Origin of the sequence: Streptomyces armeniacus, from assembly GCF_003355155.1 — a bacterium.
GTDB lineage: Bacteria > Actinomycetota > Actinomycetes > Streptomycetales > Streptomycetaceae > Streptomyces > Streptomyces armeniacus.
Map to the genome: position 1 here is coordinate 6,518,437 of NZ_CP031320.1, position 17,690 is coordinate 6,536,126.

The following is a 17,690-nucleotide window of genomic DNA, read 5'->3' on the forward strand; positions in this document are numbered from 1 at the left end:
AGACATAGACCTGCTGCTTTCGATAGATGATGCCTATGCCGAGCCTCTATCCTCGGCGTATGCAGCTCCAGCAGCTTCGGTACTTCGCCGCCGTCGCCGACACCCGCCACTTCACCCGCGCCGCCCAGCGCGAACACGTCGCGCAGCCGTCCCTCTCCCAGCAGATCCGCGCGCTGGAACGGGAGTTGGGCGCCGAACTCTTCCACCGCGCCCGCGGCCACATCTCACTGACCGACGCCGGCGAGGCACTGCTCCCGCTCGCCCGCCGCATCCTCGCCGACACCGAGACCGCGCGCCGCGAGGTCCAGGAGGCCGCGCAGCTGCGCCGCGGCCGGGTGCGCCTGGGCGCGCCGCCCAGCCTGTGCGCGAGCATCGTGCCGGGGGTGCTGCGTGCGTTCCACGACAGCTACCCGGGCGTCGAGCTGGTCGTCCACGAGGACGGCTCGCAGGACCTCGTACGGGTGCTGGCCGCCGGCGAACTCGACCTCGCGCTGATCATCACCCCGCTGCTCGGCCAGGCCCCGGCGCTCGCCACCGCGGAGCTGCTGCGGGAGGAGCTGGTCGTCGTCTCCGCCCCGGACGCGCCCCCGCCCGTACGCCGCCGCGCCCGCATCCGGATCGAAGACCTCCGCGACCGCCCGCTGGCGATGTTCCGGCGCGGCTACGACCTGCGGGACCTCACCCTGGCGGCCTGCCGCGCGGCCGGGTTCGAACCGGTGCTGGGCGTCGAGGGCGGCGAGATGGACGCGGTGCTGGGCTTCGTACGGGCCGGGCTCGGCGTCGCCGTCGTCCCCGGCATGGTCGCCGCCCGTTCCGGCCTCCGCGCCACCCCCTTCGCACCCCCGGGCCTCCACCGCACCATCTCGGTCGCCCACCGCGGCGACGTCTCCCCGACCCGCGCGGCCCGCGAGCTGCAGCGCATCCTGGAGGAACGGGTGGGGCGCGACTGAGAGTTGCATATCGTCAACAGTGTGTGTCCGCCTCGCTCGTAGTAGTGACTCTGGTAGCAGGAATGGTTTCGCTGCCTCTAATCTGATCGCATGCCTGGAATCACGATCGAATTCACTGAGGAAGAGCTCGCGGAGCTGCGCGCGGAGGCGAAGGAGCAGGGACTGGCGATCAAGCGGCTGGCCCACGACATACTGACCGAGGACGTGGTGCGGCGCCGGCAGAAACAGCGCTTCGTCGAGGGCGCCACGAAGAGGGCGCTGGAGTACAAGGCCGAGTTCGAGGACGAGTTCCCGGAGGGTCTGCGTTGACCCTCTACGTCGACACCGGGTGGATCCTCAATGTTCAGGTCGAGGTTTCTCCGGCCAACACCCCCGTGCGGGACTGGGGGGCGCTTCAGTGCATGGCTGAGCGCCACAGGTACGAGCGCTTCGCGGGCGAGGCGTACTACGAAGAGCCCGCGAGCCGCGCGGCCACCTTCCTGCACACGGCGCTGCTCTTAGAGCCCTTCTCCGACTTCAACGCCTCGATCGGGGCTGGGTGCGCGGATATGTACATGCGGCAGTCGGACCAGCCCTTCATCCCGCCCCCCGGTGCCATGGCCCAACTCGTCCGGGAAATCCGGGCCGAGAGGACAGGGCTGGCCGCCATCGCCAGAAGGCTGCGCGAGTGGAAGGAATAGGCTGGCGCGTATGAGCCGGGTCAACGATGTCGGTGGGCAGACGGGTTTCGGCAGGCTGGAGATCGAGCGGGACGAGCCGCCGTTCAGTGCCGACTGGGAAGCGCGCGTGTACGCGCTGAACGCCGCGCTCGTGCGGCGCGGGGTGTACACGCTGCACGAGTTCCGGGACGCCATCGAGCGGATGCCGCCGCAGGAGTATCTGGCCGCGTCGTACTACGAGCGGTGGCTGAGGGCGATCGAGACGCTGACGGAGGGTCGTACGGGCGGCGGTACGGGTGGCGGCGCGGACGTCCGTACGGGTGGGGGTGCGGGCCGTGGGTGAGTCCGGCGCCGTGCCGCCCCGGTTCGCGCCCGGCGACCGCGTACGGGCCCGTGCCGGTGACCCCGACGGGCACACCCGCCTCCCGCGCTACGCGCGCGGCCAGACCGGCCGGATCGTCGCCCTCACCGGGAACTGGCCGCTGGCCGACGACGTAGCGGCACACCGGCCCGCGCCACGGAACGAGCCCGTGTACACGGTCGCGTTCGACGCGCGCGCCCTGTGGGGCGAGGGCGGCCACGAGGTCACCCTCGATCTGTGGCAGTCGTACCTGGAACCGGCAGCGGAATCGGCGGCGGGTCCGGCTGCCGGAGAGGAACCCGTATGAGCGGCACGCACACCGGCAACCCCCTCGCCGCCCGCGTACGGCGGCTCGAAGAGCGGCTGATCGGCGCCGGGCTCGTCGACGAGGCCGAGCTGGACGCCGTCCTCACCCGGTTCCTGCAGGGCGCCTCGCCCCTCAACGGCGCCCGCGTCACCGCCCGCGCCTGGTCCGACCCGGACTTCCGCGAACGCCTCCTCGCCGACGCCGGCGCGGCCCTCCCCGAACTGGGCCTCGGCACCGCAGGCGGCCTCCAGGCGCAGCGCCTCGGCGTCGTCGCCAACACGCCCACCCGGCACAACGTGCTGGTCTGCACGCTCTGCTCCTGTTACCCGATCGGGCTGCTCGGGCCGTCCCCGTCCTGGTACAAGAGCGAGGCGTACCGCTCGCGCGTCGTACGCGAACCCCGCGCCGTACTGGCCGAGTTCGGGCTGCACCTGCCGGAGGAGGTGGAGATCACCGTGTGGGACTCCAGCGCGGAGAGCCGCTACATGGTTCTGCCGGAGCGCCCGCCCGGCACGGAGGGTATGACGGAGTCCGAACTGGCCGGGCTGGTCACCCGCGAGGGCCTGATCGGCACGGCCTCGGTCTGACGCCGCCGCCCAACTGGTCCCCGTCACTCGAAGACGGTCGTCAGCCGCCCCCCCCCAGCCCGTCCGGCGTTTGAGGACGGCCCTCGGCCACGGCGGGGGCGCGCTGTGCCACTGCTTGTTGGGTCACTTGCGTCCGGTGGCCGCCCCGGTGTTGTCCTCAAGCGCCGGACGGGCCGGATTTGGTGGCCGCCCCGGTTCGTCCTCGAGCGTCGGACGGGCTGGAGGCGCGTGGCCGGGGGGCGGGCGCGGCGCTCACCCGCCGTACGACGCTCAGCAGATACTCCTTGCGGTGCAGCGGGTCGTGGTCCGTGCGCGGGCGGGTCGGGGCCGGGCCGGTGACCGGCTCGTAGTGGTCGAACGCGGACTCCAGTACCCCTTCGCCGCGCGTCAGTCCGGGCAGCCGCTGCCCCAACTCGTGTACGGAGGCGGCCGGGATGTCGCCCTCCAGCAGGTACGCGCCGCCCCGCGCCACCGGCTTGTGGGGCACCGCCCGCAGCCGCCCCAGCACCGGCAGGACGGTGCCGAAAGCGTCCGCCGGGAGTTCCAGCCGGAACCGGTGCATCGGCTCGTGCACCCGGCTGCCCGCCCGTTTGAGGGCGCTCATCAGCACCAGCGGCGTGAGGTTGCGGAAGTCGCCGGCGGTGCTCGACATGCTCTTGTCGAACGTGCCGTGGGAGTGGCTCTGCCGCGCCCAGTAGCCGGAGTGCGTCATGGTGACCGCGCAGTCGGTGACCTCCCAGCCGTGGACGCCCTGCCGCAGCGTCTCCCGTACGGTCTCCTCGACCGCCGCGAAGAACGCGTACGGCATCGACCCCAGCTCCACTCCGAGCCGGAACGACACCCCCGACCCGACGGGCGCCGGATCGACCCGCAGTCCGACGGTGGCGAGGAACGGGTTCGGCTCGGTGCCGATGAGCTCGGCGTCCGCACCACTGCCGACGGGCCGTTCGATGTGGATCGTGGTCGACTCGCGGAACGCGACGTCCAGCCCGAACTCGTCCGTCAGCGTCGCCTCGATGACCTCCTTCTGCACCTCGCCGTAGAGCGACACGGACACCTCCTGGCGTACGTCGTCCTGCCGCAGGCCGATCAGCGGGTCCTGTTCGGCGAGTTGGGCGAGCGCCGTGTGCAGCGCGGCACGGTCGGCCGTACGGCCGGGGACGACGACCGTCTCCAGTGTCGGCGGCGCGAAGTGGCGCCGGGCGGGGGCCGCGCCGGGGCGCGGAACGCCCACCGTGTCGCCCACGCGGACGTCGGCAAGGCCCCACAGCCGGGCGATACGGCCCGCCGACACCGAGGGCCGCCGTACTTCCGAGCCGTCCGCGAAGACGCTGATCGCGGTGACCTTGCCTTCGGCGGCCTTGCCTTCGGTGGCCTTGTCCTCGGTGACCTCGCCCTCGCGGGCCCCGTCCGGCGCACCGTCCTGCCCGTAACGCACCTTGTCGCGCACCCGGAGTGTCCCGGCGAACATCCGCACGTACGCGATCTTCTGGCCCGCCGGGCCCCGTTCGACCTTGAAGACGGTGCCGGACGGATCGCCGTCCCCGGACCCGTCCGCGTCCGCGCAACGTTCCGTGCCCGGCAGCAGTTCCCTGATGCCGTCGGTCAGCGCCTCCACGCCCGCGCCCGTGATCGCGGAGCCCGCGTACACGGGGTGCACCAGCGCGCGGCCGGTCTGCGCGGCCAGTGCGGCGCGCAGTCGGCCGTACGGGAGCGCCGCGTCGTCCACGTACGCGGCCAGCAGCGCGTCGTCGTGGTCCGCGAGGCGTTCCGCCAGCCGGTCGCGGAAGGCCGCGTCGTCGCCCGCGTACGGGACGGCGAACGCGTCGCGGGTGCCCAGCCGTTCGGCCGTGGCCATCGGTACGACGGCCGGGGTCAGCTTCTCGGCGAGCTCACGCAGTACGCGGTCCAGGTGTGCGCCGGAGCGGTCGATCTTGTTCACGAAGACGAGCGTCGGGATGCGCAGCCGCCGCAGCGTCCGCATCAGTACGCGGGTCTGCGGCTGCACGCCCTCCACGGCGGAGACGACGAGGACGGCGCCGTCGAGCACGTTCAGCACGCGCTCGACCTCGGCGATGAAGTCGGGGTGACCGGGGGTGTCGATCAGGTTGACCGTGACGTCGCCGAGCGTGAACGAGACGACGGCGGACTTGATCGTGATGCCGCGCTGCCGTTCCAGCGCCAGCGAGTCGGTCTGCGTGCTGCCGTCGTCGACGCTGCCGATCTCGTCGATGACTCCGGCGTCCAGCAGGAGTCGTTCGGTCAGGCTGGTCTTTCCGGCGTCAACATGCGCCAGGATGCCCAGGTTGAGCGTTCTGTACGTGGTCATGGAGCGTCATGTCCTCTGGGTGGATGCCGATTCCCTTCTGGTCGGACATGAACGCTCGGCGCATGACGGGCTCCTCGCTCCTTCTCCGGGTGTCGCGTGGGAGTACAGCAGGGAGCGGATCGGGCGGGCAACCGAATTCCGGCGGCGCGGAAGATCGTACGTACGGGGTCCACCCTCGTGATGCCCCGCTACGGCGGCTGGACCTCCGACCTCGCCGGGTCCGCGGCCTGCCGCCGGATGACCTGGGCCCGTGGCTCACCACGACGTTCCCGGCGGTGCACGGGGAGAAGGCGCCGTGGGGTTGGCGGGGGAGGGGACAGGGGCAGAGGGTCAGGCTGCGGCAGCGGTGCCTACGTCGCCAACCATCGCGCCCGCCAGGCCGCGACGCGCGATCGGCGCACACGCTCCGGGCAGAGCGCCGTAGGCGGGCGGCCGGCAGCGGGCGGCCGGGAGCCGCGGCCGGCAGGGGAAACGGTACGCACCATAGCGGTGCTACTGACGAGTCAGTACGGTGCTGCCAACCACCCCTGTCAGCAGGAGAGTCGGGAGAGCCGTATGCAATCGTCATCACTGGCGTCCCCCCTGGGCAGAGCCGGCGCGGCCACGGCCGCGCTCGCGCTGTCCGTCCTCGGAATCCTCGGAAGTGCGGGCGGCTCGCAGGCACAGGAGCCGTCCGCCGCCGACGGGACCGAGGCGGGTCAGCAGGCCACGGCGGACCGCCAGGCCAAGGACAAGGGCACCAAGGCCGAAGACAAGGCCAAGAGCAAGGCCAAGGCCAAGGGCCCCGAGTCCACGGCGGGTCCCGGGGACATCGTCAGCTCCGAACCCACCGAATTCCAGTACTGGCCCGGCTATCCGGCCGCCGCCTCCGCCTGGAAGATCACCTACAAGTCGACCACGGCCACCGGAAAGGAGAACACCGTCTCCGGCACGGTCGTCGTCCCCGACGACGGCAAGACCGGGCCCCGCCCGCTGATCGCGTACGCCGCCGGATCCGTCGGCATGGGCGACAAGTGCGCGCCCTCCGCCGGGTTCCACGACGGCAGCACGACCGAGGCACCGCTGATCAACGCGGCGCTCGTACGCGGCTTCGCCGTCGCCGTCACCGACTACGAGGGTCTCGGCACGCCCGGCGACCACACGTACACTGTCGCGCAGCCCGCCGGCACGGCACTGCTCGACGCGGCGCGCGCGGCCCAGCGCCTGCCCGAGGCACAGCAGATGGGCGTCAGCGCGGAGTCGCCGGTCGGCATCATGGGCTACTCGCAGGGCGGCCAGGCGAGCGCCTGGGCGGCGGAGCTCCACGGCTCGTACGCGCCCGAACTGAAGGTCAAGGGCACGGCGAGCGGCGGCGTACCCGCCGACCTGATGAAGGTCGCCACACATCTGAACGGCGGCGACAGCGCGGGCTACGTCATGATGTCCGCGATCGGCCACACCACCTCGTTCCCCGAGCTGGACCTCGGCAAGTACCTGAACGACGAGGGGAGCAAGCTGGCCGAGTTCACCAAGGAGAGCTGCCTCAACGAGATCCTCGAGGCGGGCAAGGGCAAGAAGATCGAGGACTTCACGGTCAGCAACCCGCTGGAGGAGCCCGACTGGCAGCAGGCGGTCAACGCCAACAAGCTGGGCACGAAGACGCCCACGGCGCCCGTCTTCCTCTACCACGGGGAAGCGGACGAGACGATCCCGTACGAGTTGGGCACCGGCCTGCGGGCCGACTGGTGCGCCAAGGGGCTGGCGGTGGAGTGGAAGTCCTTCCCCGGTGACAGCCACGTCCAGGCGGCCATCGACGGCAACGGGCCCGCGCTCGACTGGCTCGGCGCCCGTTTCGCCGGCACGCCGGCACAGGGCAACTGCGGGTCGTAGCAAGGCACGTGAGGTACGAAGGCGCGCCGTCCGGGCCTGTCCCGGGCGGCGCGCGCGTGCGTCAGGCCGCGCCGCCGTTCGCCTTGTTGCGCGTCAGGCCGCGCTGCCGCCCGCCGCATGACACCTGACGGACACCCGCTGGGTCGGGCCCCACCGCCGCTCGACCGCGGTGGTCGAGTCCACCCCCGTACCCGTACGGGCGCTCCACAGCCCGGGTGCCGCGTCTCCCGCGCCGCTCCGGGGCAGGCCGATGCCGTACGCGGGGGCTCGCGCCGTGCGCGCGGGCGCTGTCGTTCTTCCTCGGAATGGAACCGCAGTGCACGGCCCGGTACGGGATGTGAACCGCAGTGCACGGCCCGGTACGGGATGTGGGGCCCCGGGCACGGCGCCGTGGACGTCGTACGGGGTGGAGCGCGCCCTACGCGGTGCGGTCCTCCTGAGGGCCCAGTCCCGTCACGGCCAGCCGGAACAGCCGGTCCGCGCGGGCGGCCGGATCGGGGTGGTGCTCCGCCGCCAGGACGATGCCGACGATCAGCGTGATCAGGTCGGCGACGGTGACGTCCGCCGCCACCGCGCCGTCCCGTACGGCGCGTTGGAGCAGCGGGTCGCCCGCCTCTTCGAGCGCCGTGGAGCAGGAGTTGCCGTGGGCCGGGTCGGCGCCGGCGGTGTCGTAGGCGAGCGCGACGGCCAGGCCCCGGGCGGTCACGGAGTACGAGACGACCTCGCCGAGCCATTCCAGCAGCGCGCTCCGGCTGTCAACGGTGCTGTCTCCCGCGCCCGTCAGCTCGCGGGCGCGCACGCACAGGGCCTCGATCCGCTCCCGGGAGACCGCCTCCAGCAGCGCGTGGCGGGTGGGGAAGTGACGGCGCACCGTCGCCGAACCGACCCCCGCGACGCGGGCGATCTGCTCCAGGGAGGCGGCTGCCCCGTGGGCGGCGACCTCCTCCTCGGCCACGGCGAGGATGCGCGCGTAGTTGCGCCGTGCGTCCGCGCGCCGGTGCTCGGGCATGGCGTCGTCTCCAGGTTTACGAAGTGGCGGGCCCCGCCGTATCGTATCCGAGGCGAAACGGCGGGCCCCGCCGTTTCGCGTTCGGCCGAGCACCGAGGAGCGTCATGCCCGCAGACCCCGCAGACCCCGCAGACCCCGCAGACTCCCCAAGCCCCGCAGACCCCGCTGGCTCCGCGCCCGTCCTGGTCGCCGGTGCCACCGGCAGGCAGGGCGGCGCCACCGCCCGCGCCCTGCTTGCGGCGGGCGTGCCCGTACGCGCCCTGGTGCGCGACCCGGCCACCGGCCGGGCCCGCGCCGTCGCCGCACGCGGTGCCGAACTGGCCACCGGCGATCTCCGCGACCGCGACTCCGTACGCCGGGCCGCCGAGGGCGCCCGCGCGGTCTTCTCCGTGCAGATGCCCGAATTCACCGCGGACGGCCCCGACTTCGACGGGGAGGCGGCCCAGGGTGTCAACCTCGTCGAGGGCGCGAAGGCCGCCGGCGTACGGCAGTTCGTGCACACCTCCGTCAGCGGCGCCGGCCGGCACACCGGGACTCCCGGCTGGGCCGAGGGCCGCTGGGCCGCGATGAAGCCCACCCTGGGCGCCAAGGCCGCGATCCAGGACCGGGTACGCGAGGCCGGCTTCCCGCACTGGACGCTCCTCAAGCCGGCGTTCTTCATGGAGAACTTCCTCCCGTCCATGGCCTTCCTCTTCCCGCGCGGCATCGAGGGCGGCCTCGTGTCCGTGGTGAAGCCCGAGACCCGGCTCTCACTGGTCGCGGTGGACGACATCGGCAGGGCGGCCGCCGCGGCGATCGCAGATCCCGAACGGTTCGACGGCGTAGAGCTGGAGCTGGCGAGCGACTACCTCTCGATGACGGAGATCGCCGAAGTCCTCTCCGACGCCCTGGGCACGCGGCTGTCCGCGCCGGACATGACCGAGGAGGAGGCCCTTGCCGCCGGAATGCCGGCGATGGGCGCCACGCACGACTGGCTGAACGTGGCGGGCCAGCCGGCCCGGCCGCGGTACGCCGCGGACCTCGGCATCCCGCTCACCGGCTTCGCCGCCTGGGCGCGGGAGCACCTGCGGTCCGCGGCCACGGCCTGACGCCGCCCCGGGTGCCGGTCCGCCAGCCCGCCGCCGGGCGGCCCCAGCAGGAGTACGCCCGCCGCTGCCGCCACGCCGCCCGTCGCCGTCCGTACGGGGCGCGGCGGCACGGGTTCGCGTTCCTCCAGTGCCGCCCCGCGCGTACGGGCAGGACGCCGCGCCCGGAGCCGTAGCCGAGCAGCACCTCCCCCTCCCCGCTCAGCCGGTGCGCGTACACGGCGAGTGCGGCGAGTACGACCGCTGCCGGGCCGGCGCCGCTCCGGCGCCCCAGCGCGGGGAGCGCCGCGCCCTCGGCCGGCCACGGCAGGCAGGCCCGGTTCCGGGGCGGCCGGCCGTGGCCCGGCGCGGGCTGGCCTGCACGAACGGCGGACCGGGAAACCGCCGTTCTGAGCGGGTGTGCCGGTGTCCCTGATGGCGGGCCAGCTGAACATGGCGCGCGAGGGGCAGAGGAGGGCCGGGCCGGGGCGGGCATCGTCGCCTGCGCCGAAGCCAGGTCCAGGGCCCGCAGTTCGTCGTGGACGGAGGCCGCGGACTGCGGACGGTCGGCCGGTTGTTTCGCGAGCAGCCGCAGCACCAGAGCGTCGAGGGCGGGGGGAATCCCGGGGCGCAGTGCACTCGGCGCCTCGGGCGCCTTGTTCAGGTGGGCGGCCATCAGGGACACCGGGTCACCCGCGTCGAACGGCGGTTTCCCGGTCAGCAGTTCGTGCAGAACGCAGCCGAACGCGTACAGATCGCTGCGGGCGTCGCCGGAGTGCTCCGCGAAGCGCTCTGGGGCCATGTAGGCGAGGGTGCCCATGACCTGGCTGGACTTGTCGCCGGTGGCCATGAAGCGGGCGATGCCGAAGTCGAGCACCTTCACCTCGCCGCCGGTGGTGAGCATGAGGTTGGCGGGCTTCAGGTCCCGGTGCACCACGCCCGCGTCGTGCGCGGCGGCCAGCGCGGCGGCGGTCTGGGCCGCCCAGTCGACACTCGTCGCGGGCGGCGGCGGGCCCTCCTCGCGCAGCACTGTGGCGAGGTCGCGCCCGGCCACGTACTCCATGACGAGGTAGAGCGTGCCGTCGCCCGGGTCGCGGCCCAGATCGTGGACGATGACGACGCCGCGGTGGTTCAGGCCGCCCGCGGTGCGCGCCTCGCGGAAGAACAGGTCGGCGGCAGGGCCGTGCTGCTGGTCCGGCAGCAGTTTGACCGCGACGCGGCGCTCGATGGCCAGGTCCCGGCCCTCCCAGACCTCCCCCATGCCGCCCCGGCCCACGAACGCCACCAGTTCGTACCTGTCCGCGATGGTTCGCACAGCTGCCTCTCTCCGTGCCGCACTGGCGCCGCGCCCCCGAAGTACGCACCGGCCGGCCCCCGTTGGACCCGCGGCCGACAGCCGCCCCCGCGGGTTTTTCGCAGCGGAGACCACCGGCGGACGGAGCCGGGGCGCGCACCGCGACAGGACCGGTGACGCCGTGGCGTTCCGCTGCGAACACTGTTGTACCGGAGGCGCCCGGGGCCCTCGCAGGCCGGGTCGCTGATGGCGAGGGCTGGGGCTGGACTGATCCGGCCGAAACCGGAAAGGGTCAGCGCACCGAGAGCCGTACGACACCCGCGTCCCCGTGCGGTGTGCCGTGCACCGCCAGCGCGACGTACCGCGCGGAACCCGTGTGCGTCAGCCTCCGTACGCGTCCGTTGCCGTCCAGCGTGCCCGCACGGCTGTAGTGCACGCCGTCCCGGCTGAACTCCACGTGGGCGGCCGGGGCCGACCCGGTCGTCCACTCGGCCTCCACCGTCCGCACCGGGTGCCGCGCCCCGAGGTCCACCACCATGCGGCCGTCCCGTCCCGGCTGCCACGCGGTGTCCGGGTCGCCGTCCACGGCGGCGTATGGGCGGGACATCCCGGACGGCAGCGGATCGGTGGGGAAGGTGGTCCGGCCCAGGGCACGGTCCCCGTACGGGTACGGGCGCGCGCCGTGCAGCGTGACACGTGTCTCGCGCCCGCTCCGTACGGTCGTCACCGTGCTCTTGCCCTGAGCCGCGATCCGCACCCGGCAACCCGGCCCGGACAGGTGCAGGGTCGCCCCGTCGGCCACCCGGACCCGCAGCCCCGTCGGCAGCTTCCGGCCCGACAGCGAGGTGAGCGTGAACCGGGGAGGGAGCAGCAGGGCGGTGGCGGCGTCGAGGCGTGCCGTATAGGCGAGGCCGTCCGGGGTCACCGTCTGCTCGCCTTCGTAGACGAGCCGGCGATGGCCCTGCTGCGGCACCTCGACGCGCGTACGGACGGCCTCCGCCGACAGGTTGAACAGGCTCAGGTGCCCGTCGGTGAGCGCCGTACGGACACGCTTGTCCGCGGCGGAGGGCGCGGGGCGGCGCGCCAGGTCCCGCAGTTCGTCGGGAGAGGCGCCGCAGTGGCCCTCGACGAGGAGCGACGCCGTGTCCGGATCGTCCGCGGGCACGATCGAGTCGCCGTACACGGCAAGCGGCTGCCCGCCGCGTACGACCAGCCCCGCGCGGCCGTCGATGTCGAGCCAGCCGCCGCGGCTGCGCAGCGCCGATTCCGGCCCCGTCACCAGGTCGGCCCACTGCTCGCCGTCGGACGACCCCTGCACGCGGTAGACGCGCCCGGCCGCCGCCTCCCAGCGGAGCGTGACCCGGTCGAGCGCGAGCGCGGCCCCGAGGTCCACCGCCCACCAGCTGTCCGCCCGCTGCCGGTCGGCGCGCGAGACGGCCCAGCGGGTGCCACCGTCGTCGTCCACCGCCAGCTCCGGTGCCCTGTCCGGCTCGTGGGAGGAGGCCGTCGCCGTACGGCCGCGCGCGAGGTCGTCACCGTCTGCGCCGTCGCGGGCCTCGACGGCGTACAGCGAGTACCCGTACTCCGGGTCGGGCTGCACGCCCAGCATCCGGAGGTGACGCACCGTCGCACGCGCGAAGGTCAGTTCGTCGACGCGTCCCCCGCCGTGCGACGCGGCGTCCTGCGCGCGTACCTCGGCGGAGCCCTCCGCGAACCGGTACGTGCGGCTGCCGTCCAGGCCCGCCACACCCGGCATGGTGAGGTTGTGCACCTCCAGCCGTGAACGGCCCGCGCCCGGCCCGTCGTAGGCGTACACCACCGCGCCCGAGGGCAGCGTCGTGTACCCGGCGAAGCCGTCCTTCAGGCGCAGCAGCGTCGCGCTCCCGTCGAAACCGTCCCGTACGGTGTTGTGTTCGCGCACCGTACGGTGGTCGATTCCGGCGGCGGTCGACGGCAGGAACATCGGGGTGCCGCCGCTGAGCCGGAACAGCCAGTCGTCGTGGCCCGGCTGCCAGGCGAACTTGACGAAGCCGGGCTTCGTCACCGTGCCCGCCCATGCCGCGGGGGACTGGTGGGAGACCAGACCGGGGCCCGTACCGAAGTCGGTGACCCCCGACGCGTACGCGAACAGCTCCTCCCGCGACATCGGCCGCACCCGCCGCCCGGCCTCCGGCCACACGTGCAGCAGATAGCTGATGGCGAGCTCGGCGCGCGCCTCCGGCTCGTACTTGGGCTCCCCGGAGAACTTCGCCAGCCGGTACTCCGGCGGGTACTTCTGGTACGCCTCCAGGCGCGCCGCCAGCTCCAGTTCCGCCCGCGCCGCGGCCCGGTCACCGGCCACCCGCGAGAGGAACGCCAGCGGGATCACGTCCCTGCCGTACAGATGCTCCCGGTCGTCCACCATGGGCATCAGCGGCTCACCGGCGTCGGACATGACGCCCAGCAGCGTGCGCCACAGCGGCCCCGCGTTGGGCTGCGCGGTCAGCACCTCGGGCAGCGGCTCGCCGGCCGCGAGGAAGTGCGCGGCGTTGCGGCCCGACGTACGCCACAACTCCTCCTGGTAGTGCGGCCCGAACGAGCCGTGGTTCTCGACGATGAACGTGTCGTACGTGTTGTGCGCGGTGTTGCGCGACACCGGAACGCCGTCCACCCGCGCCGGGTTGGCCAGGTCGGCGGCCGGCAGCCCGGCCTCGTTGCGGGACCAGGCGCCGTAGTCGGCGGCCCAGTCGGAGCGGCGCCGGTCGTCCGGGGCCCAGGCGAGCGCGGGGGCGAGGGTCTGCGCGTAGAGGCCCATCTCCTCCAGCTTGGTGTCGCCGACGTACCCGCCCTTGAGGCCGTTCGGCGTCCAGTCCCCGGAGTCCGGGTCGTCGCCCGTGCCCAACGAGTGGGTGTACGCCGCCTGTTCACGGGTGATGGTGTCGACGGCGGTACGCGTACCGGCGTCGAGCTCGTCCCACAGCAGGCGCGCGGCGAGGATGAAGTACGACTGGAACGTGGTGTCGAAGAACAGCTTGCGGCCCCACTGGGTGCCGCCGGTCAGCCGGTTCGAGGCGGCGAAGTGGCGGAGGGTCGACAGGGTGCGGCGCTTCAGGGTCTCCCGGTCGATGCCTGCCTCGCGCTCGTCGAAGCTCCCGTGCGTGAGCAGCACGGCGTGCCCGAGGACGACGGCGAAGCCGAAGTCCTTGTCGGTGTAGACCTCCTTCGCCTCGTCCCACTGCGTCTCGGACCAGCGGGTGTGCCGGAGGAGCACGCGGTGGTACGTGCCGGCGACCTCACCGCCCGCGTCCCCGGCACGGCCGGCGGCGGCCGCCCCGTAGGTGCCGAGGGACGTGGGGAGAGCGGCCAAGGCGCCGCCCACGCCGAGGAGTTGGAGCAGCCGTCGGCGGCCGACCGGGAGGGACGTGGGCGCCACGGTGGCTCCTCACCGTTGGACAACGTTGTCAAGTGCGGGTTATTTTCCTGTGGCCCCTGGAAATGTGTCAACGCCTCGTATCCGAGAAGTGCCGCGGGCTCCGCGCCCGTACGCCGGCCCGCCGGCCTGGTGACCTGGTGGCCTGGCGGCGGTCCAGGCCGGCGGGCGGCGCGACGTCACGCAGGGGTGGCGAGCGGAGGGTGCTCGAGCACGCGGGGCTTGTACTCGACCAGCTGGATGCTGCCGTCGAAGGTGCGGTGCTCGGTCATCTCGAGAGCGACGTCCGGATAGCCGTCGTAGATGCGTTCCGCGCCCGTGGCTCCGGTGATCACCGGGAACATCACGACCCGGAAGCGGTCGACGAGCCCCGCTCGCAACAGGGACCGGCACAGGCTCAGGCTGCCGATCGTGCTGAGGAGCCCCGAGCCACTCGCCTTCATGGCACGGACCGTCTCGACGGCGTCGTCACGGACGAGCGTGGAGTTGGCCCACGTCAGCGGCTCCTCGAGTGAGGAGGAGAACACCACCTTGGACGCCCGCGTGAGCTCGTCGACGGACGCCTCTTCTTCGGGCCTGAACTCGTCCTGGCCGTCCGGGACCTCACCGGCGGCGAAGCCCGACATCTGGCGGTACGTGTTCGCCCCCATCAGATGGGTGGTCTCGGGCTGCTCGCCGAGCCATGCGAGGTACTCCGGGCCCTCGAGGCCCCAGAACCCGGGCCATCCCTCTGCCGAGGCGTGGCCGTCAAGGGAGGTGATGAAGTCAACGAGAAGCTCTGACATGGCGGTGTCCTTTCCTGGGGTGTCACGAGTTCTGACCGGCCGGGAGCCGTAAACTCATCGGCCGCGCCGCGGGGTAACGAGGAACCCGTGACGCTCCGGCCGGTCGCGGAGTCTCCGAACCCACCGCGGGCGGGGTCCGGAGACGGCTGTGGTCAGCCGTCGGCGCGGCGGAAGGCCGCGCGGTAGTCCCTCGGGCGGTGGCCGGTGTGCCTGGCGAACAGCGCGGCGAAGGTGCCGGGGTCGCCGTAGCCGACCGCCGTGGCGATGCCCGCGACGGTGCGGTCCGTCGTCTCCAGGAGATGGCGGGCGCGGCGGATACGTGCCGACTGGAGGTACGCGAGCGGGCTCTGGCCCGTCTCCCGCGCGAAGCGCCGCAGCAGCGTCCGGGTGCTGACGTGGAACGCTGCCGCCAGCGCGGCGAGGTCGTACCGTGCGGCGAGGTTCTGGTCGAGCCACCGCATCACCCGGCGGGAGAACTCGTTCCCGGGCTGCGGAAGGAGCCGCGTGTCGACGTACGGGGACTGCGACGAGCGCGCGTCGTCAACGAGCGCCACCCGCGCGGTCGTCCGTGCCACGCCGGGTCCGCTCTGCCGGCGGATCAGCTCCAGCGCGAAGTCGTACATGGCGCTGAACGCCGCCGTCGTCGTCACCCCGCCGTCGGTGATGACGAGGCGTTCAGGGCGGACGTCGGTCTCCGGGCAGCGCCGGGCCAGTTCGTCCGCGTGCAGCCACGCCGTCGTGGCGCGGCGCCCGCGGAGCAGGCCCGCCTCGGCGAGCAGGAACGCGCCGACGCAGATCGAGACGACGGCGTTACCCGAGGCGGCGTGCGCGCGGATCGCCGCGACCTCGGGGGCGAGGGGCGCGAGCTTCGCGCCGATGTCGAGGCCCGGCACGAGCTCGAAGCCCGGCACGACGAGCACGTCGGCCTCGCGCACCGGGGCGACGGCCAACGCCGTACCGCCCGCTGCCGTGACGCTGCGGCGCGGCGAGACGACCGACACCTCGTACCCGGCGCGGTCCGGCCCGGCGACGTGCGTGGCCATCGTCAGGAGATCGGGCACGCCGAACACCTCGGACGCGAAGCTGCCCGGATACGCCAGGACACCGACCCGCAGCGCGTCCACGCCGGCCCCTTCCTGCTTCGCCTCGCCCCGCCTCGTGGCGAGATTACCCCCGTAGTCGGCGATCCGGCCCATCACTCCGTACGGGCGCACCGGGTCACGCTGTCGCCATGAGTGCTGCCAGCGAACGCCCCGACGAACGCCCGGACGACGCGATCACCGACTTCTCCCGCCGGTCCGTTGACGTGGACGGGGTGGTGAAGACCGTCCACGTGTCGGGCACCGGGCCGGCCGTCGTCCTGATGCCGGAGATGCCCGGCATCAGCCCCGACGTCCTCCGGTTGGCGCGATGGATACGGGACGCGGGCTTCACCGTCCACGTCCCCTCGCTGTTCGGGACCGACGGCGCCTGGCCAACGGCCGGGCGGGGTACGGAGGTTGTCCGCCGTGCGTGTGTCAGCGCCGAGTTCCGCGCGTTCGCCGGGGGCGGCACCAGCCCCGTCACGGCGTGGCTGCGCGGGCTCGCGCGCCAGGCGCACGCGGAGTGCGGCGGTCCGGGCGTCGGCGCGGTCGGCCTGTGCTTCACCGGCAACTTCGCCCTCACCATGGCGCTGGAACCGGCCGTCATCGCACCGGTGGTCAACCACCCGTCGCTGCCGCTGGACGACCCCGCGGGACTCGAGATCAGCGACGAGGACGCCCGTACGGTCCGGGACCGCGTCACGCGCGACGGCCTGACGGTCCTCGCGTACCGCTTCGACAACGACCGCTGGTGCACCGGCCGGCGCTTCGACGCGTACCGCGCGCTCCTCGGCGACGCCTTCGACGGCCGCGTCCTGCCGGGCAGTTGTGCCCGCGCCGACCCGCCCCCGTTCTTCCGCGACGTGGTCGCGACCCCGCACAGCGTCGTCACCGCCCACTTCGTCGACGAGGAGGGACACCCCACGGTGCGCGCGAGGGACGAGATCCTCGCCTTCCTGACCACCCGCCTGCGCCCCGCGGCGGAGTGACCCCCTCCCTGCCGCGGGCCACGGGCGGCACCGTCGTGCTTCCAGGCCCTTGCCGATGCCGGGACCGGTGTCAGTGGGGGATGGCAGAGTGTGTCCGGTACTGATCGACAGGCGTGGGAGAGACGATGGGTGACTACTTCGAGCGGATCGTCGACGTGGAGGCGACCGGCGAGGAGGCCGGGGCGCTCGCGGAGCGGATGGTCGACTGGATGGTCGCCGAGGGCCTGATCACGCGCGAGATGTCCGACGACGGGGTGTACAGCCACCCCGTGGACAAGGGCTACGTGCCGGGTCCCAACTGGGCGCGAGCCCTTGCCGAGCCCCCGTACCCGGACTGGCTGCCGGGCCCGGTGGCTGTCGTCGTCGGTCGTGGCTACTACGTCGCCGGACAGGGAGTTGACTCGGCGTCATTCGCCGTCTGCCCGCGGTGTCAGAGCAAGACCGTGGTCATCAACTACCCGGAGGAGTTCGAGACGGACGAGGAGGTCTGGCAGCCGTTCGAGGACGCCATCGCCGCCTGGATGGAGACGGGGGAGGGGAGTGCGCCCTGCGCCTCCTGCGGTGCCTCCGTCCCGGTCACCGAGTGGCAGTGGAGCCCCGAATTCGCCCTCGGCACCCTCGCCTTCGACTTCTGGAACTGGCCGTCGCTCTCCGACAGTTTCTGCGAGAAGTTCAGCAGGCAGCTGGGACACCGCACCGTGGAGCACGGGGGCAAGGTCTGACGGAGGGCAGGCGGCGATCGTAAGCGACGCCGACGGTGCCGCCCGGGCAGCGGGCACGGGCGGCTCCGTCATGCTTCCCTGGTGGGGAAGCCGCTTAGAACACGAGCTTGTTTTCAGCGAGGAGGTCCGGGGACCGCCACGCGGAACGCGTTCCGTACGGTACGGCCCGCCGGAGCGCCCCCTGCTCCACCTGCGGTGCCTCGGTCCCGGTCACCGAGTGGCAGTGGGGTCCCGAATTCGCCGTGGCGCCCTCGCCTTCGGCTTCTGGGACTGG

The 17,690-nt window shown here is 73.0% G+C and carries 16 protein-coding genes; 10 read left to right on the forward strand and 6 right to left on the reverse strand.

Annotated elements, in window-relative coordinates; translation table 11 throughout:
- Window positions 1-59 precede the first annotated feature (59 nt).
- The 6 genes from DVA86_RS28400 (at window position 60) to DVA86_RS28425 (ending at window position 2,864) form a co-directional block, all read left to right on the forward strand.
- Entirely contained in the window at window positions 60-950 is an 891-nt protein-coding gene (locus DVA86_RS28400; RefSeq protein ID WP_208882574.1) for a LysR family transcriptional regulator, read from the forward strand.
- Window positions 951-1,040: 90 nt separating this feature from the next.
- Window positions 1,041-1,259, forward strand: a complete 219-nt coding sequence (locus DVA86_RS28405; RefSeq protein WP_208882576.1) for a hypothetical protein — start codon at window positions 1,041-1,043, stop codon at window positions 1,257-1,259.
- Window positions 1,260-1,351: 92 nt separating this feature from the next.
- On the forward strand, window positions 1,352-1,630 hold the full coding sequence (locus DVA86_RS28410) for a hypothetical protein (RefSeq protein ID WP_245997295.1): 279 nt from the start codon (window positions 1,352-1,354) through the stop codon (window positions 1,628-1,630).
- A 10-nt stretch (window positions 1,631-1,640) separates the two neighbouring features.
- A complete protein-coding gene (locus DVA86_RS36030) occupies window positions 1,641-1,952 on the forward strand; it encodes an SH3-like domain-containing protein (RefSeq protein ID WP_208882580.1) in 312 nt (103 codons plus the stop codon).
- A complete protein-coding gene (locus DVA86_RS36035; protein ID WP_281279330.1) occupies window positions 1,945-2,277 on the forward strand; it encodes an SH3-like domain-containing protein in 333 nt (110 codons plus the stop codon). Before DVA86_RS36030 ends, DVA86_RS36035 begins: the two co-directional genes overlap by 8 nt.
- On the forward strand, window positions 2,274-2,864 hold the full coding sequence (locus DVA86_RS28425) for a nitrile hydratase subunit alpha (protein WP_208882582.1): 591 nt from the start codon (window positions 2,274-2,276) through the stop codon (window positions 2,862-2,864). The genes DVA86_RS36035 and DVA86_RS28425 overlap by 4 nt, the downstream gene beginning before the upstream one ends.
- 157 nt (window positions 2,865-3,021) lie before the next feature.
- On the opposite strand, the gene DVA86_RS28430 is transcribed toward DVA86_RS28425, so the two are convergent.
- Window positions 3,022-5,193: an elongation factor G gene (locus tag DVA86_RS28430; protein WP_208882584.1), complete on the reverse strand. Its 2,172-nt coding sequence runs from the start codon at window positions 5,191-5,193 to the stop codon at window positions 3,022-3,024.
- 555 nt (window positions 5,194-5,748) lie between these two features.
- Here DVA86_RS28430 and DVA86_RS28435 point away from each other — a divergent pair.
- Window positions 5,749-7,062: a lipase family protein gene (locus tag DVA86_RS28435; protein WP_208882586.1), complete on the forward strand. Its 1,314-nt coding sequence runs from the start codon at window positions 5,749-5,751 to the stop codon at window positions 7,060-7,062.
- A gap of 418 nt (window positions 7,063-7,480) precedes the next feature.
- Here the strand turns inward: DVA86_RS28435 and DVA86_RS28440 are convergent, their stop codons facing one another.
- The gene (locus DVA86_RS28440) at window positions 7,481-8,071 is read right to left on the reverse strand and encodes a TetR/AcrR family transcriptional regulator (RefSeq protein ID WP_208882588.1); all 591 of its coding nucleotides are present in this window, start codon (window positions 8,069-8,071) and stop codon (window positions 7,481-7,483) included.
- Between the two features lie 104 nt (window positions 8,072-8,175).
- Here DVA86_RS28440 and DVA86_RS28445 point away from each other — a divergent pair, with 104 nt between their 5' ends.
- Entirely contained in the window at window positions 8,176-9,159 is a 984-nt protein-coding gene (locus DVA86_RS28445; RefSeq protein ID WP_208882590.1) for an NmrA family NAD(P)-binding protein, read from the forward strand.
- Here the strand turns inward: DVA86_RS28445 and DVA86_RS35030 are convergent.
- The 4 genes from DVA86_RS35030 to DVA86_RS28465 all read right to left on the reverse strand — a co-directional run bounded on the left by DVA86_RS35030 (window position 9,104) and on the right by DVA86_RS28465 (window position 15,837).
- A complete protein-coding gene (locus tag DVA86_RS35030) occupies window positions 9,104-10,450 on the reverse strand; it encodes a serine/threonine-protein kinase (protein WP_222623379.1) in 1,347 nt (448 codons plus the stop codon). The two genes, DVA86_RS28445 and DVA86_RS35030, sit on opposite strands and share 56 nt — an antisense overlap.
- Window positions 10,451-10,721: 271 nt before the next feature.
- Entirely contained in the window at window positions 10,722-13,841 is a 3,120-nt protein-coding gene (locus tag DVA86_RS28455) for a discoidin domain-containing protein (protein ID WP_208882592.1), read from the reverse strand.
- A 176-nt stretch (window positions 13,842-14,017) separates the two neighbouring features.
- A complete protein-coding gene (locus tag DVA86_RS28460) occupies window positions 14,018-14,623 on the reverse strand; it encodes a dihydrofolate reductase family protein (RefSeq protein ID WP_208882594.1) in 606 nt (201 codons plus the stop codon).
- A gap of 152 nt (window positions 14,624-14,775) precedes the next feature.
- Window positions 14,776-15,837, reverse strand: a complete 1,062-nt coding sequence (locus DVA86_RS28465; protein WP_245997297.1) for a GlxA family transcriptional regulator — start codon at window positions 15,835-15,837, stop codon at window positions 14,776-14,778.
- A 17-nt stretch (window positions 15,838-15,854) separates the two neighbouring features.
- On the opposite strand from DVA86_RS28465, the gene DVA86_RS28470 reads away from it, so the two are divergent.
- Complete coding sequence (locus DVA86_RS28470) at window positions 15,855-16,694, forward strand: dienelactone hydrolase family protein (protein ID WP_208882596.1); 840 nt, start codon at window positions 15,855-15,857, stop codon at window positions 16,692-16,694.
- 125 nt (window positions 16,695-16,819) lie between these two features.
- Window positions 16,820-17,416, forward strand: a complete 597-nt coding sequence (locus DVA86_RS28475) for a hypothetical protein (protein ID WP_208882598.1) — start codon at window positions 16,820-16,822, stop codon at window positions 17,414-17,416.
- Window positions 17,417-17,690 lie beyond the last annotated feature (274 nt).

Excerpts from the sequence above, each read along its gene's own strand:
- DVA86_RS28430 (WP_208882584.1), bottom strand. The coding sequence starts at position 5,193 with ATGACCACGTACAGAACGCTCAACCTGGGCATCCTGGCGCATGTTGAC.
- DVA86_RS28470 (WP_208882596.1), top strand. The coding sequence starts at position 15,855 with ATGAGTGCTGCCAGCGAACGCCCCGACGAACGCCCGGACGACGCGATC.
- DVA86_RS28460 (WP_208882594.1), bottom strand. The coding sequence starts at position 14,623 with ATGTCAGAGCTTCTCGTTGACTTCATCACCTCCCTTGACGGCCACGCC.
- DVA86_RS28425 (WP_208882582.1), top strand. The coding sequence starts at position 2,274 with ATGAGCGGCACGCACACCGGCAACCCCCTCGCCGCCCGCGTACGGCGG.
- DVA86_RS28475 (WP_208882598.1), top strand. The coding sequence starts at position 16,820 with ATGGGTGACTACTTCGAGCGGATCGTCGACGTGGAGGCGACCGGCGAG.
- DVA86_RS28435 (WP_208882586.1), top strand. The coding sequence starts at position 5,749 with ATGCAATCGTCATCACTGGCGTCCCCCCTGGGCAGAGCCGGCGCGGCC.
- DVA86_RS28410 (WP_245997295.1), top strand. The coding sequence starts at position 1,352 with ATGGCTGAGCGCCACAGGTACGAGCGCTTCGCGGGCGAGGCGTACTAC.
- DVA86_RS28405 (WP_208882576.1), top strand. The coding sequence starts at position 1,041 with ATGCCTGGAATCACGATCGAATTCACTGAGGAAGAGCTCGCGGAGCTG.
- DVA86_RS28445 (WP_208882590.1), top strand. The coding sequence starts at position 8,176 with ATGCCCGCAGACCCCGCAGACCCCGCAGACCCCGCAGACTCCCCAAGC.
- DVA86_RS28400 (WP_208882574.1), top strand. The coding sequence starts at position 60 with ATGCAGCTCCAGCAGCTTCGGTACTTCGCCGCCGTCGCCGACACCCGC.
- DVA86_RS28440 (WP_208882588.1), bottom strand. The coding sequence starts at position 8,071 with ATGCCCGAGCACCGGCGCGCGGACGCACGGCGCAACTACGCGCGCATC.
- DVA86_RS36030 (WP_208882580.1), top strand. The coding sequence starts at position 1,641 with ATGAGCCGGGTCAACGATGTCGGTGGGCAGACGGGTTTCGGCAGGCTG.